Source organism: Anoxybacillus sp. (assembly GCF_036834105.1).
Taxonomy (GTDB): Bacteria; Bacillota; Bacilli; order Bacillales; family Anoxybacillaceae; genus Anoxybacillus.
Window position 1 is genome coordinate 1 of record NZ_DAITON010000009.1, and the last position, 24,168, is coordinate 24,168.

The following is a 24,168-nucleotide window of genomic DNA, read 5'->3' on the forward strand; positions in this document are numbered from 1 at the left end:
TTACTTATATTTTGCTTTGATATAAAAAGCTATAACTATAATATAGTTTGTTACTTACTTTTGTAAAGTAAAAAGATTGCTGATTAGATGACAAACAGCGAAGGAATAGGTAAAATACATATGTAGGTATAGAAACAAAAGGACGGTGTCATATGACAGGATATGTATTTCATCATTCAAAAGCGGAAAAGTTGTTGCATCCAAAAAGAAGAGAGCTCATTGCTCCGGAAAAAGTCATTTCATTGCTGAACGTGAGCGAGCATGATATTGTCGCCGATTTAGGGGCGGGGAACGGATATTTTGCTGTACCGATCGCCAAACGAGCAAAAACGGTGTACGCTGTTGATGTGCAACAACAAATGCTCGATTTACTCCAACAACATGCTGAACGAGAAGGAGTAAAAAACGTGTCTTACATCGTTAGCGATGTGGCGAAAACAACGATTTCACCGCAATCTGTAGATAAGGGACTAATGGCGTTTGTTTTGCATGAAGTGGACGATCGAGAAGCGGTGTTTGCGGAAATCGCCCGCATCATGAAACTGAACGGTGCGTTTATGTTGATCGAATGGGAGGCAGTAGAAAGTGAAATGGGCCCACCGCTTCACGAACGCATTCCATCACATCAGCTCATGGATGAGACAAAAGCACATTTCGCACATGTGGAGCTCGTTCATTTCCATCCGAGCGTGTACGGTATAATCGTCAAACATTGTCATGCGTCATAGCTATGTTTATGTTTTCAAGAGGTGAGCGTATGAGTGCGCGCCTAGGAATGAAAGAAAACCTCATCTCATTTTTATTATTGGTCATCATTAACGTGTTTGTTGGGGCGATGGTCGGTTTAGAACGAACGATTTTGCCGATGATTGGTGAAAAGCAATTTGGGCTTACATCGATGGGAGCGGCTATCTCGTTTATTATTAGCTTCGGCTTGTCTAAAGCGATTGTAAACTATTTTGCTGGTCAGCTTGCTGATCGGTTTGGTAGAAAAAACATATTGCTAGCAGGATGGATAATAGGGTTATTCGTTCCAATATGTATGCTTACTGCACACGAATGGTCAATTGTCGTGTTTGCGAACGTACTGCTTGGCATTAACCAAGGATTGACGTGGTCGATGACTGTCAATATGAAAATTGACATCGCCAAGCCAACGGAACGAGGTACAGCGGTTGGTTTAAATGAGTTTGCTGGTTATTTTGGTGTCGCGATAATGGCGGCGCTGTCGGGTTATCTCGCTTCGACATTTTCACTTGATCTTCAATTGTTTTACATTGGTATTGTGGTTGCACTTACTGGAATAGGCTTATCCATCGTCGTTAAAGATACGAAACATCATGTTCAACTGCATATGGAACGAAGAAAAAAGGAGCGAACAGAAACGTTATCCGCAAAAGATGTATTTCAGCAGACGACATGGAAAAATAAAACGCTATCTAGTTTTAGTTTGGCAGGACTTGTAACTAATTTAAAAGATGGTGTTGCATGGGGATTATTCCCTTTATATTTCACTTCCCTCGGGCTATCCGTTTCACAAACAGGGATGATCGTTGCGATTTACCCTGCTTCATGGGGGATATGTCAGCTTTTCACAGGTGCCATTAGCGATCGAGTCGACAGAAAAAAGATGATTGCATACGGCATGTGGTTACAGGCGTTGTCCTTGTGGCTGATGCTTATCGTGGATGATGTCGTATTATGGATGGTTGGTGCGGTATTGTTAGGGCTCGGAACAGCAATGGTATATCCGACGTTGCAAGCGGCAATTAGCGATGTGACAGCGATATACTGGCGCGCTTCTGCGATGGGAGTATATCGATTTTGGCGCGATAGCGGCTATGCGATCGGTGCCGCGATGGCAGGGATCATTGCCGACTGGCTCGGATTCCGTTGGGCAATTGGGTTGACAGCGATATTGCCGATACTTGCTGGATGGCGGGTATATACAAAAACGAAAAACTAGGCAACATGCCCCTAGTTTTTCTTGTAAATGAAAACGATCGGTTCGAACAAATAAAAAATAGGTACGAATCGCCACAACATATCATGCTGTAAAAGGGGTTCATGTTTGTATTTCATCACGGATCCCTTTTTTACTTTAACAAGCGACAAGCCGTTGACACATACATTAATAAAAGAGCAAATGCCAAGGGGGTTGAGGGGTGAACATTTTAGTCATTTGGCGGTTGTTGACGGTTGGTGGGGTGAATGCCGGATGGCGCAATCGGGCGCTATATTTTAAAAAGCATGGCATTACGACCGATTTTTTATATACGAAAGATTTGGGCGGCATGCATATGATGGAAGATGTCGCCAACGTGTATGTAGTGAAAAAGAAGCAGGATGTTCATGCCATTTTACGAAAAGGGTATGATGCGATCATTGTTGTTGATACGAGCCAAGCGTACGAGTGGTTGAACGACGTTGGCTATGCAGGTCCGATTATTGTCGAGGCGCGCACGCCGGAGTTGTTGAAGTTAAAGCGGAACTTGCAAGGGGTTGAGACGATTGTCCCGCGCCAGTTTATCGTTCCGTCTTATTACCAAAAGCGTCTTCTTTCCGTCCTCGTTGACGATCAAGCACCGATTACCGTCATTTATAACGGATTAGACGCTTCCTTTTTTCGACCATCTGTATGCGATGATGTACCAGATAAAAAAATTATTGCTTATGTCGGGCGATTAGATGGAAGGAAAAATTGGCGGGCGTTTTTACGCATCGTCTCGCTATTACAAAAAGAGCGGGATGATATCGAATGTTGGATCGTTGGTGGGGCGCATAGTGTCGATAAACAAACGTTTGAGGCGGAGTTTGAGGCGGAATGGAAAGAAAAAAAGCTCGATTCGTTCGTCAAATGGTTTCCTGTCGTTCCGTATCAACAAATGCCTCACATATACGCTCGCATTCGTCAATCAGGGGGATGCTTACTAGCGACAACGAAAGTCGAATCGTTCGGCAATACGTTTATTGAAGCGATGGCGTGTGGCGTGCCGGTCGTTGCCCCGCGCGTATCGGCCATGCCGGAAGTGATCGCTCATGGGAAAACAGGATACTTATTTCGCGAACATCATACGCGCGGTGCCGTTCGAGCGATTGAAGCGATCATCGACGATAGACAGCGATATGAAGAGATGAGCGAAGCGGGCAGGGCGCGCGTGCTAGCGCAATTTACGATTGAACGTTGTGCCGAAACGTATGTCGATGTACTACAACATATTGTAGGTGAACAAACATGAACTATGAAATGACGTTCGCAAGCCATAAACATAACTCTCATCTTGTGACGTTTCATGATGGAACAAAATACGTCGTGAAATTTTATGACGCGAAAAAGCCGAAAGCGCTCATCAACGAATGGCTCGCATACCAAATTGCGAAATATATGAACCTTCCGCTTCCGCACGCCCGACTCGTTTCTTTACCTGACACGCTCGTACCGATTCCAGATGACACAACGATTGTGAAAACGAAAACGCAGTTTGCTAGCGCGTATATTGATGGGAAAAACGCCCATGAAACGACGCTTCATCGCATCGTCAACGCCGATCAGCTTGCGGGGGTGATCGTTTTTGACTATTGGCTGTACAATCGCGACCGAACGCGAAAAAACGTCATCATCGAACAAAATGGCGAGCATCAGACGTTATGGATCATTGATCATGCCGACATATGCGGTTCATTTGCGTGGACGGTTGAACAGTTAAAACAGCTGCCGCAAACGCTTATCGAAAGCGCGACACATCGCATGATGGCGTCGTTTGTGACCGTTCAGCAATTAGAGGAAGCGATCGCCGTTATGCAAACGATGCCGACGCTTTTACTTGAAGAAATGACGAAACATATGCCTGACGATTGGCCGATGACGGAAGAAGAACGAAAGCAGCTCGTTCATACGCTCGTGTATCGGCGCGATCATGTCGTTCCGCATCTCATCCGCAAATGTTGTAAACAGCTTTGGCCTGAGCTAGCATAGCTTAGGCTTTTTCCATATATGAGCGAAAGAAAATAGATAAATAGGGAAAGGCCGTATCCTTTGTCCGAGAGGATGTATATGTTATTAACAGAGAGAAAAAATTTGTTAGAAAGGTGTGAGGATATAATGATGAAAATTGTTTTAGATGCAGGGCATGGAGGGAATGACCCGGGGGCAGTCGGAAACGGTCTTCGTGAAAAAGATGTAACGTTAACGATTGTGACGAAAATAGGGGAGATGCTGAAAGAGTATGAACATGTCGATGTGCACTATACGCGGACAGACGACCAGTTTATTGAACTCTCGGAACGGGCAGCGATAGCAAATCGAATCGGTGCGGACTTCTTTTTATCCGTTCATGTGAACGCAGGGGGTGGAACAGGATTTGAATCATATATATTCAATGGAAATGTGAGCAAAGAAACCGTTTCATATCAAAACATCATTCATGATGAAGTGATGAAAGCGATTGGAGATGTGCGCGATCGCGGAAAAAAACGTGCCAACTATGCGGTGCTTCGTCAAACGAATATGCCAGCTTTATTGACGGAAAACTTATTTATCGACAACGCAGGCGATGCCGCGAAGCTGAAATCAGACGAATTTCTGTCGCAAATTGCCCGCGGTCATGTGGAAGGAATAGCGAAAGCGTTCGGATTGCAAAAGAAACCGCCTGCTCCACCGAAAGAAGATGGAAAGTTATACCGCGTGCAAGTCGGGGCATTTCGCGACAAAAAAAACGCCGAACGCCTCGTCGAAGAGTTAAGAAAAAAAGGATACGATGCGATCATTGTTTAACCTCTGCGATTGGCAGGGGATTTTTTATGCATATTTTTCATTTGTTGTTAAAAAATAATAGCGAATGGAGGGGCGTTATGAGACTGTTCACATGTGGCATCATCATCGTTTGTTTACATGCCTTGCCGTATTTTTTGCTTGGGGAAGATGCGCATATGCGCGTGCACGATAATTTAGACTCCAATATTGCTTGGTATCGCGTGCTCGTACAAAGTGGCGAGCTGTTCGGCTCCGTTCATGCGACAATTCCGCAAATCATCGGCGGCTTGCCGCGCAACGCGTACGGGACGGAGTTTAGCGGCATCGTGTTGCTTCATGCCCTTTTTCCGTCCGTTTACGCCTATGGATTGAGCCAGCTTCTTACGCGCCTATTTGCGTTCATCGGCATGTACTTATTATTAAAAACGCACGTATTAAAGGAAAAAGAAGCGGAGTGGATTCGCGTTGGGGTCGCGCTTGCGTTTGCCCTTACGCCGTTTTGGCCGTCAGGCATGCTTAGTACGCTTGGTATGCCGCTAGCGTTATGGGCGCTATTCAACATTCGCGCTGGTGATCGTTCGTTGAAAAATTATGTCGTGTTGACGTTGTTGCCATTTTATTCTAGCTTTGTGCTCGGCTTTTTCTTTTTTTTAAGCGCGATGTTTATATTTTGGGCGTTCGATGCGTGGCGACGCCGTCCGAACGTGCCCCTTTTGTTGGCGCTTATATATATGACCGTTCTTTATTTAGCGATTGAATATCGGCTCGTTCATTCGTTTTTATTTGCGACAGAGCCGACGAGCCGCGATGAATATGTGCATGCTCGCCTACCGTTATGGCGATCGCTTCGCCTGACGCTCAAAAACTACATGTTCGGCCATACGCATGTGATGACGATTCATACGCTCATTATTTTACCGATCACGTTTATCGCTTTATATATCGTATGGCGAAAAACATGGTGGCAACAAGAGCGGCTGTTTTGGCAGCTTCACATCATAAACGTTATGCTCTCCGCGTGGTATGCGTTTTGGTTTTACAAAGGATGGTTGCCTGCGACAGAAGCGTTTCCATTTTTAGATCGGTTTAATTTTGCGCGTTATCATTTTTTGCGACCGATGGTCATTTACGTGCTGTTTGCGCTATCGCTTCGCATCATATGGCGCGCGTGGGATCGAAGCGTCGTCTCGTTTGCGATTGTTTCCCAACTCGTTGTGGCGATGTTGTTTCATGAACAAATTGTATATCGCGACAAGCCGACGTTTCGCGCGTTTTATGCGGAAAAGCAGTTTGAACAAGTGAAGCGCTATATCGGAAAGCCGCTTCATACGTATCGCGTCGTCAGCATCGGCATGCATCCGGCGATCGCCCAATATAACGGTTTTTATACGCTCGATACGTACAACAATTTTTATCCGCTGTCGTATAAGCATCAGTTTCGGAAAATTATTGCGAGTGAGCTTGCGAAAAATAAAAAACTCAAACAATATTTCGATGAATGGGGCGGTCGTTGTTACATATTTGTTGACGAACTAGGGAAGCACTACATGTTTACGAAGCAATCGAACAAGCGCATTCGCCATATGAAGCTTCATACGGACGTATTGTACGACATGGGCGGACGGTACGTGTTTTCCGCCTTGCCGATTGACAACGCCAAACAAAACAACTTAAAGCTATTGCGCACGTTTGAACACGATGAATCCGCATGGAACATTTACTTATACGAAGTGGAAAGGGAGAAAACGACATGACCGTTTTAGCGATCGTTGTACCTTGTTATAACGAGCAAGATATATTGCCAGAAACGATTGAACAACTGCTTTCGTTAAGGCAGCAGCTCGTGGATGAACAACTTATTTCCAAAGAAAGCAAAATTGTATTTGTCGACGACGGAAGCCGCGATCAAACGTGGACGATCATTTATAAAGCATGTTTGCGACATGAAGAAGTGAAAGGAATAAAACTGGCAGGCAATGCAGGGCATCAAAACGCCCTTTTAGCAGGTATGTTTGCCGTCAAAGACGTGGCGCATTGCATCGTAACGATGGATGCCGACTTGCAAGATGATATATATGTCGTGCGCGAGTTCGTGCAAAAATTTCATGACGGATACGACATCGTTTATGGAGTGAGAAGAAAGCGCGACGTTGATTCGTACATGAAGCGGTGGACGGCGGAAACATTTTACCGCATGATGAATCGCATCGGGGTGAAGCTTATATACAATCATGCCGACTATCGTCTCATGAGCCGGCGCGCGGTAGAGGCGTTGCAGCAATTTCGCGAAGTAAACATGTTTTTGCGCGGAGTTGTCCCGCTCCTTGGCTTTCCTTCTACGACCGTATATTACGACCGAAAGGAGAGAAAAGCAGGCGTGACGAAATATCCACTTATGAAAATGATGCGCTTTGCCTTCGATGGACTCACGTCATTCAGCATGATGCCCATTCGGTTCGTTTCCCTTCTCGGTTTTTGTTCGTTTTTCATTAGCGTCTTGTTTGCGCTATATGTTCTTTTTTTAAAAATAACAGGTCATACAGAAACGGGCTGGACGTCGCTTATCATGTCCATTTGGCTCGTCGGCGGGTTGCAGCTGATCGCGATCGGCTTAGTGGGCGAATACATCGGGAAAGTATATAAAGAAACGAAACAACGGCCGCGCTACATTGTTGATATCGATTTGTTCAATTGGCCGATCATTGTACGGCGCGATGGGGAACAAGCTGGCGAAGAAGGCATAAGCTAAGGCTCCGAATTAGACGGAGCCTTTTTGCATCATCGTTCGTTGAAACGACTGAAATAGAGCGAACGAAACGAACGTCAGCAATATGCCTGTCACATACGGCAAGCTCGGTTTTAACGTAAATAGCCAGCCTGCGATTGCCGGGCCGCCGATGCGCCCGAGCGAATCGAACGATGATAGCACGCCTGTCGCGCTTCCTTGTCCGCCCGTTGTATATTTCGTAAGCAAGGACGATACACATGGGCGAATGACGCCGTTACCGATGCCGAAAATCGTTAAATAAAGCGCGGCTGTCCAAAAGTGATGGATGAACAAAATAAGGAAAAAACCGAGCGCCGATAAAAATAAGCCTCCGTAAATGACCGTTCTTTCACCGAACGATTGAATGAGCTTTCCAAGCAGTCCCCCTTGAACGATCGCACCGGCAAGCCCCATCATCATAAAAATGTAGCCGAGTTCTTTTGACGTAAGACCTGCGCGTTTTGCCGCAAAATAGGCGAACGTCGCTTCCAGTCCAGCGAGGGAAAATGTGACGACGAGCTGCAACATATACAAGCGCGCCAAAGGTCCTTGAAGCGCGGCCGCGAGCGATGGACGTTTCGCTTGTCCGGTCGAACGTTTTTCTTTCGGAAGCGACTCGTGTAAGAAAAAGAAGACGAACACGGCAGTAATAAGCGCTAAACAGCCAGCGATCCAAAACGGAACGGTTAAGCTTTTAGCAGAAAATACGCCGCCGATCGCTGGTCCGAAAATAAATCCGAGCCCGACCGCTGCCCCGATTAGTCCCATTCCTTTTCCGCGGTTTTCTTCTGTCGTTACATCAGCGACGTATGCCATCGCTGTCGGCATCGTGGCGGCAGATAAGAAGCCTCCAATGATGCGAGCGGCAAATAGCATCCATAGTTTTGTCGCCATAGCGAATAAGAAAAACGACAGCGCCAAGCCGGAAATGCCGATGAGGATCATCGGTTTTCGCCCGTATCGGTCAGATAAGTTTCCCCACATCGGTGCGAATAAAAATTGCATGAAAGAATACACGGCCATGAGCCAACCGAGCTCGGTTGGGGTCGCACCGATGTGTTCAGCGAAAAACGGAAGAACGGGAATAATAATGCCAAACCCGACCATGACTAAAAACATAACAACAAATAAAAGCGGCAAATAACGCCGTTCGTTCATCGTAACCATCTCCACTATGTAGTTTGCATTTTTATCATAATGGAAACGATGCAATTTTTCAAAGATGTCGCCGCATTGACAACAGAAAAAATTTTCGCGAAACTGAACGTGTACGAACATAGCGGGAGAGTTGAGAGATGACATATATGAATCAGCACGTGTTAAACAATTTGTTTTACATTTTAGTAAGCTTTTTTTTCTTTTATTTTTTATACGATCACGTTCGGTTTTTCCAGCAAAAAAGGGAGCATCAACGATGGTTGCTTGTCGCATGCTTAAGCGTGCCGCTTATTTTATGCATGAAATATCCGATTTACATCGCCCCTGATTGCGTGCACGATTTGCGGCAAGTTCCGTTTTTAATCGGCACGTTTTACGGCGGATGGGCGGTCAGTTTGCCTCTCTTGCTTATTTTGTTGCTCGCGCGCTGGGGGATGTACGGCTATCAGTTCATTACGGTCGTTGTTTATGTCATGATGTTTGTTTTCGGCAGTTTGTTTTCTCCTATTTTTCAACGGTTGTCGAGAAAACAACGATTATTTGCTTCGGCGGTAATGACGTTTATATTAGCCATTGTTGCCACGATTTTAGCGATCGCCATTTCTGATTTTCAAGTGACGGAGTCGTACGTCGTCGACTTTATTGTTGTTCCTCCTGTTGCTGTCTTGTTTGTCGTATTTATTGTTGAAACGTTGCGTGAAGCGTTGCTCATTCGTTCGAAAGCGATCAAGCTTGAAAAAATGGAAGTCGTCAGCCAACTTGCCGCAAGCATTTCCCATGAAATACGCAATCCTCTTACTGTTGTCAAAGGATTTATGCAGTTCATGAAATCAAAAGACATAACGGACGAAGCAAAAGAGCAATATATCAATATCGCCCTAGAAGAATTAGATCGGGCGTGTGCCATTATTGATGACTATTTAACGTTTGCGAAGCCGTTTCCAGAAAAAATGGAGCCGCTTGACGTGCATTACGAGTTAACGAAAGTCATTGACATGTTGCGCCCGTTAGCGAACATGTCGGGAGTAGACATCGTGTCCACGCCCATGCCTGCGAAAGTAAGTGGTAACGTCCAATATTTTCGGCAATGTTTTTTAAATATAATAAAAAATGGAATAGAAGCGATACAGCATGGCGGTGCGGTATATGTGCATATGCACGTCGATGAACGAACGGTGACGATCGTTGTACGCGATGAAGGAGTCGGCATGACGAAAGAAGAGCTTGCGCGCTTCGGAGAACCGTACTTCAGCACGAAACAAAAAGGGACAGGCCTCGGGGCGATGGTGGCAGTTCGCATCATTGAAATGATGAACGGCACGTGGGAAATAAAAAGCGAAGTCGGATCCGGAACGACGATGACGGTGACACTTCCTTTGTTATTAGAAAAATAAAAATATTGCGAAATAATAAAAATGTATTGCCTTTAACGATTTTGGGCGTTAAAGTATAAAACAAGACGTTTATTTTTCAAAAGGGGAGTTTACAACGATGAGTTTGTTCAGGAAAAAGTCGATTGACGCGCTTATGAGCGAGTCAGGGAAACGTGGCGCGGCGCTAAAAAAAGAATTAGGCGCCTTTGATTTAACGATGCTTGGCATCGGTGCGATTATCGGGACGGGCATTTTCGTCTTAACAGGCGTAGCGGCGGCAGAACATGCGGGACCAGCGCTTGTTCTTTCGTTTATTTTATCTGGATTAGCGTGCGTATTTGCAGCGCTTTGTTATGCGGAATTTGCATCGAGCGTGCCCGTATCGGGAAGCGCGTACACGTACAGCTATGCGACGTTCGGTGAGATTATCGCATGGATGCTCGGCTGGGATTTAATTTTAGAATACGGTGTCGCCGCGTCGGCGGTAGCAGCCGGATGGTCGGGCTATTTCCAAGGGCTGCTTGCCGGTTTTGGCATTGAGCTTCCACATGCGCTCACAAGCGCGTACGATCCATCCAAAGGGACGTTTATTGATGTGCCAGCGATTGTTATTGTTTTACTTATTACGTTTTTATTGACGCAAGGTGTCAGAAAATCGGCACGCTTTAATGCGGTGATGGTCGTCATTAAAGTGGCGGTTATTTTATTGTTTATCGCCGTTGGCGTATGGTATGTGAAGCCAGAAAACTGGACGCCGTTTATGCCGTTTGGCTTTTCTGGTGTTGCGGCAGGAGCTGCGACGGTGTTTTTTGCCTATTTAGGATTTGATGCGGTATCGACAGCGGCAGAGGAAGTGCGCAATCCGCAGCGCAACATGCCGATTGGCATTATCGCTTCGCTTGCTGTTTGTACGTTGTTATATATTGCGGTGTCGCTCATTTTAACGGGCATCGTTCCTTACGATCAATTAGGGGTGAAAAACCCAGTTGCTTTTGCGCTAAATTATATTAACCAAGATTGGGTTGCTGGATTTATTTCGCTTGGGGCGATTACAGGCATTACGACGGTGCTTCTCGTTATGCTTTATGCGCAAACGCGCCTCTTTTATGCGATTAGCCGCGATGGCTTGCTTCCATCGTTATTTGCGAAAGTGAGCGAGCGCAAGCAAGTGCCGCTTGTCAATTCATGGGTTACAGGCATTGCGGTGTCCATTTTCGCAGGTGTCATTCCGTTAAATAAATTGGCGCATTTAACAAATATCGGAACGTTGTTTGCATTTACGACTGTTGCGATCGGGATTTTAGTGTTGCGTAAAACAGAACCGAATTTAAAACGAAGCTTTATGGTGCCGTTTGTGCCGGTCATTCCATTGCTTGCGGTAGCGTTTTGTACGTACTTGGCGCTTCAGCTTCCTGCGACAACATGGCTCAGTTTCGGCGGCTGGCTTGCGATTGGCCTCGTCATTTATTTCTTATACGGTCGCAAACATAGTAAATTAAATGGGGCACATGTGGAACAAAAACAAGTAAGCTGACGGGTTGACAAAATGCGTTCATGTTTTTATAATAAAATTACAGTTAAATTATAGTTTTCCTTTACAAAGGGGAGTAGCGTTCAGGCGTTCGCCTGAAAACAAAGTCGTCAATTCATGGCATCGTCCATCGGCTTTGTTGGCACGACATGTGTCTAGCGAGACCTTTGCCGTTCGGCAAAGGTCTTTTTTGCGTTTTTATGATTTTTGCTGACGGGCGAGGGAAAACTACATATTACAGGAGGGATCATTGATGGATGTATCATTGTTGTTAGAGTATGGTTGGGTGCTTCTCGTGTTAATCGGATTGGAGGGCATTTTAGCGGCCGATAACGCGGTCGTCATGGCGGTAATGGTTAAACATTTGCCGGAAAAACAACAAAAACGGGCGCTCTTTTACGGGCTTGCCGGGGCGTTTATTCTTCGCTTCGCCGCGCTTTTCGTTATTTCGTATTTAGTAAACATTTGGCAAATTCAAGCGCTCGGCGCGTTGTATTTAATGTTTATTGCGGTGCATCATTTTATAAACAAAAACCGGGACGGTTCGCATAAAGAAGGGAAAAAGCAATCTGGTTTCTGGATGACGGTATTGAAGGTTGAACTTGCCGATTTAGCGTTTGCGATTGACTCGATTTTAGCGGCGGTCGCTTTGGCGATGACGTTGCCAAATACAAACTTGCCAACGATTGGTGGCATGGATGGCGGAAAGTTTTTAGTCATCTTCGCCGGCGGATTAATTGGTGTCATCATTATGCGTTTTGCGGCGAATGCGTTTGTGAAACTATTGCAAAAACGCCCAAGCCTAGAATCAGCTGCGTTTTTCATCGTCGGCTGGGTCGGTGTGAAGTTGGCAGTATATACGCTTGCGCATCCGAGCTTAGCTGTCGTTTCTGAACATTTCGCGCATTCGGCGCTATGGAAAGCGATTTTCTGGATTGTCCTTTTAGCGATTGCCGCAGGCGGTTGGTTTTTCTCAGGAAAAGAAACGAACCAGCAAAAAGAAGCGGTACGCACGTTGAAAAAAGCGCAAAACGAATAAGGGGAGGCACGTTCCTCCTCTTTTTGTTATAATAAAGAAAGAGAGGAGTGTTGATGTATGTTAAGTGAAAAATTGTTAAATGGATTGAATGAGCAGATGAATTTTGAATTTTATTCCGCGCATGCGTATATGGCGATGGCTGCTTATTGCTCGGCAGAAGGATTGGACGGTTTTGCGAACTTCTTTTTAGTGCAAGCAGAAGAAGAACGTTTTCACGCGATGAAGTTTTACAACTTCATTAACGCCCTCGGCGAACGAGCGGTCATGACCGGCTTTCCTTCTCCGAACAACGAATTTACGTCTGTTCGCGATTGCTTCGAAAAGGCGCTTGCGCACGAAAAAGAAGTGACGCGCCGCATTTATAAACTATCTGACTTAGCGTTAGACGAGCGCGAACATGCGACGATGAACTTTTTAAAATGGTTTATCGACGAACAAGTGGAAGAAGAGTCGATGTTTGATACGCTTATTCAAAAGCTAAAACGCATCGAAGGCGACAGCAATTCGTTGTTTATGCTCGACAACGAACTTGCCCAGCGCACATTCACACCAGAACCATAAAGGGAATGCGAAGGCATTCTCTTTTTTATTCCCCCCTAACCAAATGTCGTGTATGAGGCGATAAATGGATATAGGGGGGATTGTAATGAAGAAATGGTTAGTTGATGATGAGCCGTTGTTCGTTTTGCCGACGGTGGCGGTGAAGCTCGGATTGAACGAAAGTATTTTTTTACAGCAGCTTCATTATTGGCTCGGAAAAAGCACGCATACGCATGATGGACATGTATGGGTGTACAACACGTACGAAGGGTGGAGAAAGCAATTTCCGTTTTGGTCGGAAAGCACGATTCGGCGCACGATCGTACGGCTTGAGAAAAAAGGGATCGTCGTCTCGCGCTATCGCTCACAGATGGATAAAACGAAATGGTATCGCATTGACTACGATGTGCTAGCGAACGTTATGAATGGCGAAGAAGAACGGCAACATGACGAAACGAGTGGGCAACATGACGTATCGCACATGTCCACTTGCCAAGACGCACATGGCTATATGAACAGACAAACAGAAATAACAACAGATCATACATTACAACATATCATTTCTTTTTATGAACAAAACGGTTTCGGTACGATTAGTAGCTACGTTGCTGACCAGATGGCGCATTGGAGCAAGGAGACGTCAGAGGAGTGGGTGCTTGCAGCGCTGAATGTTGCTTTACAGAACGGAGTGAAAACATGGAAATATACAGAAGGCATTTTACGAAACTGGAAGAAAAACGGATATGCGCGCTCGAAACGGCGGAAAGCGGTGCGGACGGAAAGTGTGCCGGAGTGGCTGCATATCGATTATTCCCGATATGAGCGAAAGGCGTGCAGTGAAGCGGAGCTCGAACAAAAGCGGAACGAATTAGAAAAGCGTTTAAAAAAAAGGAAAAGGGCATGAACGTCCATACCCTTACCCTGTTTGTTTCATCGGCTCGTTTGCTTCTTTCGTCGCTTCTACCGCTTCTAAAAGCAGCTCGACAAGGTGAACGGCGCGCACGTTCGTCAGTCCTTCTCGTTCAATGCCGAGCTTCATTTGCAGCAAACATCCGGGATTGGCGGTTACAATTGTCGTCGCTTTCGTTTGTTTCACTTGCGCCATTTTGTAATCAAGCACTTGCATCGACATGTCTGGCTCGATGATGTTGTAAATGCCTGCTGAACCGCAGCATCGATCGGCATCTTTCATTTCGCGAAACTCGACGCCGGAAATGGATTGAAGCAACAGGCGCGGCTCGTTTGCTGTTTTCATGACGTTGCGTAAATGGCATGAATCTTGATACGTCACAATTTGCTCAGGCAACCGCCATCCTTCGAGATGAAAGCCGAGTTCGACTAAAATGACGGAGACGTCTTTTATTTTGGCGACGAAAGATTTGGCGCGCTCTGCCCAAATCGGATCGTCTTTTAATAAATGGTCGTATTCGATTAAAAACGCCCCGCACCCGCCAGCGTTTGTGACGATATAGTCGACATCGAGCCGTTCAAACGCTTCAATGTTTTGTTTCGCAAGCGTTTTCGCGTCCGCCTTTTCGCCGCTATGTCCGTGCAGTGCACCGCAACACGTTTGCGCCTGAGGAATGACGATGTCGCAGCCGGCAAGCTGCAATAGTTTCATCGTCGCATCGTTTATGTCCATAAACATCGTATCCATTAAACAGCCGCTAAAAAAGGCGACCCGTTTTTTTCGTTTCGTTTCCGCTTCGATGTGCGTTGGTCGTTCGTTCATTTGTTTCCACGTCGGCACGTTCGGCAACACGTTTTCCATCATGGCTAAATGATTTGGCAACACGCGCAACAAGCCGAGTTTGCGAACGAGCGTCTGCAATCCGGAGCGTTGATACACGCCGATGAGGGCGGTCACCATTCGCATCCGCTTTGGATGAGGGAATAGCTGCTTAAATACGACGTGGCGAACGAGGCGTACGAACCAAGGATATCGTTTATGTTGCGCAATAATGTCGCGCGCTTCTTCTAGTAAATGGCCGTAGCGCACTCCAGAAGGGCAAACGGGCTCGCACGCCCGGCAGCCGAGGCACAATTGGAGCGAACGTTCGACGTCTTCATCCGGTTCAATGAGCCCGTCGACGACCGCTTTCATGAGCGCGATGCGCCCGCGCGGCGAGTGTGACTCTTGAAAGCCCGACTCCATATACGTCGGACACGTCGGCAAACAAAAGCCGCAGCGCATACAGTTCAATAGCTCGTCTTCATTCATGCGCGCTTGAAATTGTTGCTGGATGAGCTGTTCGTTTTTCATCGCGTCATCACCACCCGTTTTCGCGTGCTTTTTGCGAACACTTTCCCTGGATTCATAATGTTGTTCGGATCGAGTGCTCGTTTAATCGCCTGCATCGCAGCGATTCCTTCTTTACCGAGCTTCCATTCTAAATACGGCGCTTTCATGACACCCACGCCATGCTCGCCAGTAATCGTGCCGCCAAGCTCAATCGCTTTCGCAAATATGTCTTCGAACGCTTGCTCGACGCGATGCAGTTCGTCTTTGTCGCGCACATCGGTCGGACATGTCGGATGAAGGTTGCCGTCGCCTGCGTGACCGAACGTGCAAATGTTGACGTTATATTTTTTTGCAATATCGTTAATCGCTTTCACCATATTGGCAATTTGCGAACGTGGAACGGTCGCATCTTCTAAAATCGTCGTCGGTTTTAAGCGAGCGAGCGCCGATAGCGCGGAGCGACGCGCTGTGCGCAAATTGTTTGCTTCTTCTTCCGTTTGTGCCACTTGAACAGAAATGGCGTGTTGTTCGCGGCAAATGCGCGCCATCGCTTCCATATCGCGCTCAACGACTTCTTTCGGGCCGTCTTGTTCGATAAGCAACACCGCTTTAACGTCGGTCGGCAAGCCGATGTTGACGAACGACTCGACGACTTGGAGCGTCGGCTGGTCTAAAAATTCAAGCGTCGTCGGGATGATTTTGTTGGCGATAATAGCTGAAACGGAGCGTGCTGCCGCCTCTAAATCTTCATATAGCGCGAGCATCGTTTTTTTCGTCTCCGGCATCGGAATGAGTTTTAACGTCGCTTCGGTCACGATGCCGAGCGTTCCTTCCGAGCCGACGAACAGGCGCGTTAAATCGTAGCCGGCGACGTCTTTTGCAAGTTTCCCCCCCGTACGAATGATGTCGCCGTTTGCGAGCACGACTTCAAGCGCCATGACGTAATCGCGTGTGACACCGTATTTTAACCCGCGCAAGCCGCCGGAATTTTCGTTAATGTTTCCGCCGATCGTTGAAATTTTCATCGAGCTTGGATCAGGTGGATAAAATAATCCTTTCGCTTCGACTGCTTGAATGAGGTCGAGCGTAATGACTCCCGGCTGAACGGTCACCGTCAAATTTTCTTCATCAATTTCTAATATGCGATTCATATGTTTAAAAATGATGACGATGCCGCCTTCTGTCGGACATGTGCCCGCACAAAGATTTGTTCCTGAGCCGCGCGGCACGATCGGAATGCGGTGCTCATTGCAAATCTTTGCAATTTCGCTCACTTCTTTTGTGTTGCGCGGGGCGATAACTGCGTCAGGAAGTGATTGGAAGTTTGGGGTTGCATCGTATGAATAAACGAGCCGTCCGGCTTTCGAATCGTCGTAGTTTTGTGCGCCGACAATTTGAATGAACTGTCGTTTCACTTGTTCAGTAATCATATCATCCACCTTCTTTCCTTTTATTTGTACTGTAAGCATATAAAAAAGCGGGAAAACCCGCTATGTATAAACATATAAAAATGAAACGCTTACAAACTATTTTTTTGTTGTTTCATCTAAAAAACGAATAGCTAAATATAAGGTGATGATATGTTCGAGATGGCGCACGTTCAGTTTCGTATAATCTTGTATTTTTTTTAGCCGGTAATGAAGTGTATTAATGTGAATGTGAAGTGCCTCCGCCGTTCGTTTCAGCGATAAGTCGTTAGCGAACAACGTCCGCAGCGTATGCAACAATTCTTCATCGTGTATGAGCGGTTCAATCGTTCGTTTCATGAGCTCTTGTTTTGTCGTAGGTGAAAGATCTTCGAAACACATCTCTAGCCGTAAATCTTCATCAAACACGATGTCGTTCGGTCGTTTGGCGACGCGAAGAGCGCGCTCCGCTTGTTGATAAGAACGATGCATATGTTGAGCATCGGTCATTTTGCCGCAGCCGAAGCGAAATGTCACATTGTATTTTTGAGCGAGCGTTCGCTGCAAGCGAGCGATTTGTGCAACAGTATGTTCTTTTTCTGTATTCGTTTGCAAAATAAGGAAGCGATCATCACCCCAACGAACGATGATGTCGTTTCGGTTTTCCCAATTTTCTTGAATGTATTTCCATAATTCAATCGTCATCGTCGCTTGCTTTCCGGTGCGTTCAGCGATAATGACGCGCCGCGAGCAAGCGAGGTCGATATGAAATAGTTGGGCTCGTTCGTGCAAGGATGGCGACCATTCGCGCGCTTGCAGCCAGTCAAAGACGAACGTTTCAAGCGCACGCGCTTCAAGTTGTAACTGTTCCGTATAGTAGTTTTCTTGAATGAGAAGCTCGGTCATTTTTTTTAATAGCTCGCCGTATGGTGATACGTTCGCTGGGTCTCCTGTAATGCCGATGACACCGATGACGTCACCGTGAAAAAAAACAGGTAAGTTGATGCCTGCTTTTACTCCTTTGAGCTTCCCTTCGTCTTCTTTCGTAATGATTCGTTTTTGTTTTTCTTGGCAAACGAGAAACGCGCCTTCATGAAATTGTCCGATGCGCGTTGGATCGGTGCTAGCGATAATGATGCCATGCGTGTCGACGATAATGAGATCTTCATGAATGAGGCGGCGGACGTCCGACACAATTTTTTTCGCAAGGTGAGGGGAAAGCATGCGTCCACTTCCTTTCTGATGAATATAAACGAAGAAACCGTCCTTTTGATGATACGAAAGGACGGTTATCTACTTGTTACATTTGAAAGCGTGCGACCGCTTGACGAAGTTGTTCCGCTGTGCTTGCGAGCTCTTGCGACGAGGCGAGCAATTCCTGCATCGTTGCGTTTTGTTCTTCTGTCGTTGCGGCGACTTGTTCAATATTATGGGCGGATTGAGATGAAATATCAATAATTTGATCCGCGAATGCGGTCATCGTTTTCACTTTTTCTTCTACGGAACGAATTGTATCGTGCACCGCATCGCTTTCAGCTTGGACGCGCGCCATGTGAGTCGAAATCGAGCGGAAAATGTTTCCTACTTGTTCGACGAGCGAATGTCCCGCTTGGAACGATTGGCTGCTTTCATTCATTACTGTCACCGCATGGGCTGTTTGCGTTTGCGACTGTTCGGCAAGCGCGCGAATATTACCTGCCGCATGAGCCGTTTGTTCGGCGAGTTTGCGCACTTCTTCCGCAACGACGCCGAATCCTTTTCCGTGCTCTCCGGCGCGCGCCGCTTCAATGGCGGCGTTTAACGCAAGCAAATTCGTTTGATCGGAAATGTTTGTAATAAAGCCGACGATTTGATGAATTTCTTTCGATTTATCGTTTAGCGATTCAATAACTGTCGCAAGCCGTTCAATTTGTTCGCGGATAACTTTCATTTGTGCAACCGTTTGCTCTACTAAAGATGTTCCTTCGTTGACGCGCGCCGCCGCTTCTGTCGTTACTTTCGTTGTATTGGTTACCTTTTCTATTACGCTCGTTAATGCATTGGACACATCGTGCACCGCGTCGTTTGTTTTTTGTGAGACGTCAACTTGTTGTTCAGCACCTGAAGCGACTTGCAACATCGCTTGTGTAATTTGCTCGTTCGCTTCCGTCGTCGTTTCTGTATTCAATCGCAACGTTTGCGACATATCGTTTACATACTTCGCTGCCGCTTGAATTTGGGCGATAGATTGCGCTAGTCCGTCCGCTAATTCATTCATCGCATGAGCGATTTGTCCGACTTCATCGTTGTTCGTATCCGTTAAACGCTCAACGCGCAAATTGCCGCGCGCAAGCTCATGGCAAATGTGCACGACTCGTTTTAACCGACTGCTTATTTTACGGCTAACGACAGTAAGGGAAACGATCGATAAGGCGATGGCGACAACGACCGTTATAACCATCATCAACATATTTTTCGCGATCGTATCGTTCATTTGAGCAACGAGGTCATGCCGTTCGCGAATAATGAGCTGCTTTAATATGTCGAGCTTTTCAATGCTCATATCGCGAATCGTCGCCGCTTTATTTTGAAAGCTTATAATTTGAAAAATGTCTATAATTTCCCCACGGTCGCGGTATGATAAGACGGTCGGTTGAATCGTTTTATGAAGCAGTTCGTTCAGCTGATTTTCGATAGAAATCGTTGATTGGTAAATTGTTTTCGCCTCTTCCGTTTGCATATACGGTTCGAGCTGTTTCATTTTATCGTTAAATTGCTTCGTTAAATCTTCATAATTCCATAATGTTTCAGGGCGAGGGTTTGTCATGTAGTCGGTGATGACAATATATTTTTGTTTAAATAAAGCGTTCAGATCGGTAATTAAAATAGCTTGGTCGCTTTTTTGCTCTACTTGTTTTACGACGTTCGTTAAGTTATGAACAAGCAAGGCGACAAAAATGAAAACGCTGACAAATAAAACGGTCGTAAAGCTAAAAACGATCCCGTACTTTCTCCCGATCGTCGTCTTGTTTTTCAGTTCATTCGTTTTCGGTTTTTTCTGAAAACGGCTCGTCCATCGACCTTTCATGAAGAAGCCTCCTTTACTTTTTGTATCATTATAGCACGACAGTTCGTGGGAAGGGGAGAACATTTTTGGACAAAATGCCACGAATTTTGTCACAAATTTTTTGTTGCAATCGGTTTCAAGTTCAGTTAAAATTCAAATCAACAAGGAATCCGAAACGTTTTGGAGGAAATGAAAGTGACGACAATTAAAGATATCGCAAAGGCGGCTGGCGTGTCTGTGACGACTGTTTCACGCGCGTTAAACGGCTATTCCGATGTAAGTGAAAAGACGCGGAAAAAAATTATGGACATCGCCAAGCAGCTCAATTACAGTCCGAATACGCTTGCGCGAAGCCTTGTCATGAACAAATCGAAAACGATTGGGTTGCTCGTTTCAGGCATGACGCGATCCGCGCTCAAAGACAATTTCACGTTTGAAGTGATGACGGGCGTCAACGACTACATTGCGAAAACGGACTATGACGTCATTTTGTTTAATACAAATTCGACGAAACAACGGGAAAAAACGTACTCGCAATTGTGCCGCGAACGGCGCGTCGACGGCGTCATTTTGCAAGGAATGAAAACGGACGATCCGTATTTAACGGAAGTTGTCGAAAGCGACATTCCGTGCGTCTTAATCGACATTCCGATTCAGTCTGATCGCGTCGGGTATGTGACGACCGATAACGTATACGGGGCGAAAAAAGCGGTGCAACATTTGCTTGAGCTCGGTCATCGCCATATCGCGATGATGAATGGACACGATTACGCTTTCGTTAGCAAGCAGCGCCTACAAGGGTTTTATGAGGCGATGGCAGAAGCGAACGTGCCGATTGAAAAAGAGTGGATTGTTAACGGCGACTTTTCCGAAGAGATGGCAGAAGCGAGAGCGTATGAATTGTTTGAGAAACATAAAAACATTACCGCTATCTTTTGCGCAAGCGACTTAATGGCGCTCGGTGTCATAAAAGCGCTCAAACAGCTCGGTTTGCGCGTGCCTGAAGACGTATCGGTCATCGGATACGACGACATTTTATTAGCATCATACGTGTCTCCAGCGCTAACGACGATTGCGCAAAATAAATTTCAAATGGGATACGAAGCGGCAAGCATGCTCATTGATATGCTGGAAGGAAATGAAGCGAAAGTCGTGACGTTGCGAACGCAACTTATCGTGCGCGAGTCAACAGCACCGGTGAAAAAAGGGTGACCTTTTTTCATACGCAAAATCCGAAACGTTTTGGAAAACGATATTCACACAAGGAAAGGAAGTTTACGATGCTGCAATACAACTTAGGAACAGGGGAGTATAAAAATTGGATCGTCTCCGAGGTCGCATTCAACCCGCATGCGCTTGGGAAGTGCGAAGCGATTATGGCGCTTGGCAACGGGTATATGGGACTTCGTTCGGCGACGGAAGAATCGTACGTCGGGCAAGTGCGCAACTTGTTCGTTGCTGGAACGTTTAACAAGTTTGACGAATATGAAGTGACAGAACTGCCGAACGGACCAGATGTTGTTGAGTTAGACATTTGGGTAAACGGCGAAAAGTTTTCGCTCGAAAAAGGGAAAATCATTCATTATCGCCGCGATTTAAATATAAAAGATGCGGAACTTGTGCGCTACGTCGTATGGGAAAGCGCGCAAGGGGAGAAGTTTGAGCTGACGTTTCGCCGATTTGTATCGCTGAAAAACTTGCATTTGATCGGCATGAAAGTCGAGATCAAGCCGCTCGATGGCGATGCGCACATTCACATCACATCCGGCATTAACGGGCAAATGACAAATAGCGGTGCGCAACATTTTCATGAAGGGGAAAAGCGCATTTTCAATAAAAAATATTTACAGCTCATTCAAACGACAACGGAATCAAAAATTGATTTTGTCGTCAACGCTGTACATCGCTACATGATCGACGGAAAAGAAGTAGAAAAAGAGCCGCGCATGGCGATCGATCGCCGCAAAGTGTTTATTCAAGTGGCGTTTGATGTGAAGCGAGGAGAGACGTTGACGCTTGAAAAGCTTGCTAACGTGTATACGAGCCGCGATCAAGCGTACGACCATGACGCATACAGTTTAGATGTTATGCGTCAAGATGCGCTAAACGACTTAAAAGAAGAAGCGAAGAAAGGGTATGATGCGCTCTTTTCCGAAAACGTTTCGGAATGGAAAAAACGTTGGGAGCAAATGAACATTACGATCGAAAGTGAAAACGAATTTGACCAGCTCGCCATCCGTTTTGCGCATTATCATTTAATCATTATGACGCCGGCACACGACGCACGTTTTGGTGTTGCGGCGAAAGGATTAACAGGGGAAGGATATAAAGGTCATTCGTTTTGGGATACGGAAATTTTCATTTTACCGTTTTTCACATACACGTTCCCGCATATTGCCCGCAGCTTGCTTGAATATCGTTACAACACGATTGAAGGGGCGCGTCGAAAAGCGAAACAAAACGGATACGAAGGAGCGATGTATCCGTGGGAGTCGGCGTTTACAGGCGATGAAGAGACGCCGGTATGGGGAGCGGTAGATATCGTTACAGGAAAAGCGACGAAAATTTGGTCTGGCTTTATTGAACAACATATTACGAGCGACATCGCCTTTGCGGTATGGCAATATTACAAAATCACAGGCGATGACGACTTTATGGAGCGCTACGGATACGAAATGTTGTTTGATACGGCGACGTTTTGGGCGAGCCGGCTGGAGTGGAACGAAGAAAAACAACAATATCATATTAACGACGTCATCGGTCCAGACGAATATAAAGAGCACGTCAACAACAACGCTTTTACGAACTATATGGCGCATTGGAATATCGAAACGGCCATTCGCTATTATGAAAGATTAAAAGAGACGAACCTGGCGCTGCTTGATGCGCTAGCGGAAAAAATAAACGTTCATGAAGCGTATAAAAAATGGAAGGAAAAAGTCGATTTGATTTACTTGCCGCAGCCGCGCGAAGAAGATCTCGTCATTCCGCAAGACGATACGTATTTATCGAAACAAATGATCGACTTAACGAAATATAAAAAGCAAACGCGCGTCGGTACGATTTTTGAAGACTACAATCTTGAACAAGTGAACAACATGCAAGTATCTAAACAAGCCGACATTATGGTGTTGTTTTACTTGCTAGAAAATAAGTTTCCAAACGAAGTGAAGCGAGCGAACTGGAATTACTATGAGCCAAAAACGTTGCACGACTCTTCGCTCAGCTTATCGACGCATTGCATTTTAGCGAGCGATATGGACGATCGCGAGTTAGCGTATGCATTGTTTGAACAAGCGGCGCGCATCGACTTAGGACCGAATATGAAATCATCGGATCACGGCATGCATACCGCGTCGATCGGCGGCATATGGCAGTCTGTCGTATGCGGATTTGGCGGCGTGCGCATGCTTGATGGGAAATTGCGCATTCATCCCAAGCTGCCGAAACAATGGAAAAAGTTATCGTTCCCGATATATTGGCGCGGCGATCGGTTAGAAGTAACGGTGACGCATGAGGAGCTTATCGTGAAAAAAGTGACGAACGTTCACGATGTTGTGACGTTTGACGTGTTCGGGACACGATACGAAGTGACAGACGAAGTAACGATTCCACTTGTATGAAAGGGTTTGACGAAATGAATAAAGAGTTGAAAGCAGTCATTTTTGATTTAGACGGCGTCATTACCGATACGGCAGAGCATCATTTTATCGCGTGGAAGCAGCTCGCAGAAGAGTTAGGTATTGCGATTGACCGCACGTTTAACGAGCAATTAAAAGGGGTAAGCCGCATGGAGTCGCTCGAGCGCATTTTAGCGCTCGGCGGCCAAGCGGATCGCTATACAGCCGAAGAAAAAGAAGCGCTTGCCTATAAAAAAAATGAACATTATAAACAGCTCATTGCGCGCATGACGCCAGACGATATACTTCCTGGAATTTTCGATTTGTTGCGCGAACTAAAGCGCAATCATATAAAAATCGGTTTAGCATCGGCAAGTAAAAACGCGTTCACCGTCATCGAACGATTACAAATTGGTGAGTATTTCGATACGATCGTCGATGCGGCGAACGTAAAACATAGCAAGCCGCACCCAGAAATTTTCTTGACGGCGGCCGAGCAGCTAAGTGTGCATCCGTCCATGTGCGTCGGAGTAGAAGATGCGCAAGCAGGGGTGGCGGCCATTAAAGCAGCACACATGTTTGCGGTCGGCGTTGGCGATCGTGAAGCGTTAAAAGAAGCGGACTACATCGTCGAAACGACAAAAGATTTAACATATGACGCCATCGTACGTGCATTTTATCGGGAATAAGGGA

20 protein-coding genes are annotated in these 24,168 nt (G+C 46.1%); 15 read left to right on the forward strand and 5 right to left on the reverse strand.

Going from position 1 to position 24,168, the window contains the following annotated elements:
- Positions 1-152: 152 nt before the first annotated feature.
- The 7 genes from V7Z64_RS01935 to V7Z64_RS01965 all read left to right on the forward strand — a co-directional run bounded on the left by V7Z64_RS01935 (position 153) and on the right by V7Z64_RS01965 (position 7,502).
- Positions 153-728: a class I SAM-dependent methyltransferase gene (locus tag V7Z64_RS01935; protein WP_297990441.1), complete on the forward strand. Its 576-nt coding sequence runs from the start codon at positions 153-155 to the stop codon at positions 726-728.
- Positions 729-757: 29 nt separating this feature from the next.
- Positions 758-1,966: an MFS transporter gene (locus V7Z64_RS01940; protein ID WP_297990443.1), complete on the forward strand. Its 1,209-nt coding sequence runs from the start codon at positions 758-760 to the stop codon at positions 1,964-1,966.
- 199 nt (positions 1,967-2,165) lie between these two features.
- Positions 2,166-3,239 (forward strand): glycosyltransferase family 4 protein, encoded by a 1,074-nt coding sequence (locus V7Z64_RS01945; protein WP_297990445.1) that lies wholly within the window; start codon positions 2,166-2,168, stop codon positions 3,237-3,239.
- Positions 3,236-3,976: a HipA family kinase gene (locus V7Z64_RS01950; RefSeq protein ID WP_297990447.1), complete on the forward strand. Its 741-nt coding sequence runs from the start codon at positions 3,236-3,238 to the stop codon at positions 3,974-3,976. The genes V7Z64_RS01945 and V7Z64_RS01950 overlap by 4 nt, the downstream gene beginning before the upstream one ends.
- A gap of 126 nt (positions 3,977-4,102) precedes the next feature.
- Positions 4,103-4,774: an N-acetylmuramoyl-L-alanine amidase gene (locus V7Z64_RS01955; RefSeq protein ID WP_297990449.1), complete on the forward strand. Its 672-nt coding sequence runs from the start codon at positions 4,103-4,105 to the stop codon at positions 4,772-4,774.
- A 26-nt stretch (positions 4,775-4,800) separates the two neighbouring features.
- A complete protein-coding gene (locus V7Z64_RS01960; RefSeq protein WP_442884999.1) occupies positions 4,801-6,507 on the forward strand; it encodes a DUF6044 family protein in 1,707 nt (568 codons plus the stop codon).
- Positions 6,504-7,502 (forward strand): glycosyltransferase family 2 protein, encoded by a 999-nt coding sequence (locus tag V7Z64_RS01965; protein ID WP_297990453.1) that lies wholly within the window; start codon positions 6,504-6,506, stop codon positions 7,500-7,502. Before V7Z64_RS01960 ends, V7Z64_RS01965 begins: the two co-directional genes overlap by 4 nt.
- 9 nt (positions 7,503-7,511) lie before the next feature.
- Here V7Z64_RS01965 and V7Z64_RS01970 read toward each other — a convergent pair whose 3' ends face one another.
- Positions 7,512-8,678, reverse strand: a complete 1,167-nt coding sequence (locus V7Z64_RS01970; protein ID WP_297990455.1) for an MFS transporter — start codon at positions 8,676-8,678, stop codon at positions 7,512-7,514.
- 137 nt (positions 8,679-8,815) lie between these two features.
- On the opposite strand from V7Z64_RS01970, the gene V7Z64_RS01975 reads away from it, so the two are divergent.
- From V7Z64_RS01975 to V7Z64_RS01995, 5 genes are all read left to right on the forward strand, one after another.
- On the forward strand, positions 8,816-10,072 hold the full coding sequence (locus tag V7Z64_RS01975; protein ID WP_297990457.1) for a sensor histidine kinase: 1,257 nt from the start codon (positions 8,816-8,818) through the stop codon (positions 10,070-10,072).
- Between the two features lie 97 nt (positions 10,073-10,169).
- Positions 10,170-11,585, forward strand: coding sequence for an amino acid permease (locus V7Z64_RS01980; protein WP_297990459.1), 1,416 nt, complete (start codon positions 10,170-10,172; stop codon positions 11,583-11,585).
- A 250-nt stretch (positions 11,586-11,835) separates the two neighbouring features.
- Positions 11,836-12,621 (forward strand): TerC family protein, encoded by a 786-nt coding sequence (locus V7Z64_RS01985; RefSeq protein ID WP_297990461.1) that lies wholly within the window; start codon positions 11,836-11,838, stop codon positions 12,619-12,621.
- 57 nt (positions 12,622-12,678) lie between these two features.
- Positions 12,679-13,182 carry a ferritin gene (locus V7Z64_RS01990; RefSeq protein ID WP_297990462.1) on the forward strand — a complete coding sequence of 168 codons (504 nt, stop codon included), beginning with the start codon at positions 12,679-12,681 and terminating at the stop codon, positions 13,180-13,182.
- 85 nt (positions 13,183-13,267) lie between these two features.
- Positions 13,268-14,065, forward strand: coding sequence for a DnaD domain-containing protein (locus V7Z64_RS01995; protein ID WP_297990464.1), 798 nt, complete (start codon positions 13,268-13,270; stop codon positions 14,063-14,065).
- A gap of 12 nt (positions 14,066-14,077) precedes the next feature.
- Here V7Z64_RS01995 and V7Z64_RS02000 read toward each other — a convergent pair whose 3' ends face one another.
- The 4 genes from V7Z64_RS02000 to V7Z64_RS02015 form a co-directional block, all read right to left on the reverse strand.
- Positions 14,078-15,424 carry a (Fe-S)-binding protein gene (locus V7Z64_RS02000; RefSeq protein ID WP_297990466.1) on the reverse strand — a complete coding sequence of 449 codons (1,347 nt, stop codon included), beginning with the start codon at positions 15,422-15,424 and terminating at the stop codon, positions 14,078-14,080.
- The gene (glcD, locus tag V7Z64_RS02005; protein WP_297990469.1) at positions 15,421-16,833 is read right to left on the reverse strand and encodes a glycolate oxidase subunit GlcD; all 1,413 of its coding nucleotides are present in this window, start codon (positions 16,831-16,833) and stop codon (positions 15,421-15,423) included. Before glcD ends, V7Z64_RS02000 begins: the two co-directional genes overlap by 4 nt.
- A gap of 96 nt (positions 16,834-16,929) precedes the next feature.
- On the reverse strand, positions 16,930-18,033 hold the full coding sequence (locus tag V7Z64_RS02010) for a CdaR family transcriptional regulator (protein WP_297990471.1): 1,104 nt from the start codon (positions 18,031-18,033) through the stop codon (positions 16,930-16,932).
- A 76-nt stretch (positions 18,034-18,109) separates the two neighbouring features.
- Positions 18,110-19,876 carry a methyl-accepting chemotaxis protein gene (locus tag V7Z64_RS02015; protein ID WP_297990473.1) on the reverse strand — a complete coding sequence of 589 codons (1,767 nt, stop codon included), beginning with the start codon at positions 19,874-19,876 and terminating at the stop codon, positions 18,110-18,112.
- A gap of 174 nt (positions 19,877-20,050) precedes the next feature.
- On the opposite strand from V7Z64_RS02015, the gene V7Z64_RS02020 reads away from it, so the two are divergent.
- The 3 genes from V7Z64_RS02020 to pgmB all read left to right on the forward strand — a co-directional run bounded on the left by V7Z64_RS02020 (position 20,051) and on the right by pgmB (position 24,164).
- The gene (locus tag V7Z64_RS02020) at positions 20,051-21,067 is read left to right on the forward strand and encodes a LacI family DNA-binding transcriptional regulator (RefSeq protein WP_297990475.1); all 1,017 of its coding nucleotides are present in this window, start codon (positions 20,051-20,053) and stop codon (positions 21,065-21,067) included.
- A gap of 68 nt (positions 21,068-21,135) precedes the next feature.
- Positions 21,136-23,478, forward strand: a complete 2,343-nt coding sequence (locus V7Z64_RS02025; protein WP_297990477.1) for a glycoside hydrolase family 65 protein — start codon at positions 21,136-21,138, stop codon at positions 23,476-23,478.
- The gene (gene pgmB / locus V7Z64_RS02030; protein WP_297990479.1) at positions 23,475-24,164 is read left to right on the forward strand and encodes a beta-phosphoglucomutase; all 690 of its coding nucleotides are present in this window, start codon (positions 23,475-23,477) and stop codon (positions 24,162-24,164) included. Before V7Z64_RS02025 ends, pgmB begins: the two co-directional genes overlap by 4 nt.
- Positions 24,165-24,168: the final 4 nt, after the last annotated feature.

Bases quoted from the DNA above. Each gene is read 5' to 3' on its own strand.
- V7Z64_RS01955 (WP_297990449.1), top strand. From the start codon at position 4,103: ATGATGAAAATTGTTTTAGATGCAGGGCATGGAGGGAATGACCCGGGG.
- V7Z64_RS01990 (WP_297990462.1), top strand. From the start codon at position 12,679: ATGTTAAGTGAAAAATTGTTAAATGGATTGAATGAGCAGATGAATTTT.
- pgmB (WP_297990479.1), top strand. From the start codon at position 23,475: ATGAAAGGGTTTGACGAAATGAATAAAGAGTTGAAAGCAGTCATTTTT.
- V7Z64_RS01995 (WP_297990464.1), top strand. From the start codon at position 13,268: ATGAAGAAATGGTTAGTTGATGATGAGCCGTTGTTCGTTTTGCCGACG.
- V7Z64_RS01940 (WP_297990443.1), top strand. From the start codon at position 758: ATGAGTGCGCGCCTAGGAATGAAAGAAAACCTCATCTCATTTTTATTA.
- V7Z64_RS01980 (WP_297990459.1), top strand. From the start codon at position 10,170: ATGAGTTTGTTCAGGAAAAAGTCGATTGACGCGCTTATGAGCGAGTCA.
- V7Z64_RS01960 (WP_442884999.1), top strand. From the start codon at position 4,801: ATGCATATTTTTCATTTGTTGTTAAAAAATAATAGCGAATGGAGGGGC.
- V7Z64_RS02025 (WP_297990477.1), top strand. From the start codon at position 21,136: ATGCTGCAATACAACTTAGGAACAGGGGAGTATAAAAATTGGATCGTC.
- V7Z64_RS01935 (WP_297990441.1), top strand. From the start codon at position 153: ATGACAGGATATGTATTTCATCATTCAAAAGCGGAAAAGTTGTTGCAT.
- V7Z64_RS01950 (WP_297990447.1), top strand. From the start codon at position 3,236: ATGAACTATGAAATGACGTTCGCAAGCCATAAACATAACTCTCATCTT.
- V7Z64_RS02015 (WP_297990473.1), bottom strand. From the start codon at position 19,876: ATGAAAGGTCGATGGACGAGCCGTTTTCAGAAAAAACCGAAAACGAAT.
- V7Z64_RS01985 (WP_297990461.1), top strand. From the start codon at position 11,836: ATGGATGTATCATTGTTGTTAGAGTATGGTTGGGTGCTTCTCGTGTTA.
- V7Z64_RS01975 (WP_297990457.1), top strand. From the start codon at position 8,816: ATGACATATATGAATCAGCACGTGTTAAACAATTTGTTTTACATTTTA.
- V7Z64_RS02010 (WP_297990471.1), bottom strand. From the start codon at position 18,033: ATGCTTTCCCCTCACCTTGCGAAAAAAATTGTGTCGGACGTCCGCCGC.
- V7Z64_RS01965 (WP_297990453.1), top strand. From the start codon at position 6,504: ATGACCGTTTTAGCGATCGTTGTACCTTGTTATAACGAGCAAGATATA.
- V7Z64_RS01970 (WP_297990455.1), bottom strand. From the start codon at position 8,678: ATGAACGAACGGCGTTATTTGCCGCTTTTATTTGTTGTTATGTTTTTA.
- glcD (WP_297990469.1), bottom strand. From the start codon at position 16,833: ATGATTACTGAACAAGTGAAACGACAGTTCATTCAAATTGTCGGCGCA.
- V7Z64_RS02000 (WP_297990466.1), bottom strand. From the start codon at position 15,424: ATGAAAAACGAACAGCTCATCCAGCAACAATTTCAAGCGCGCATGAAT.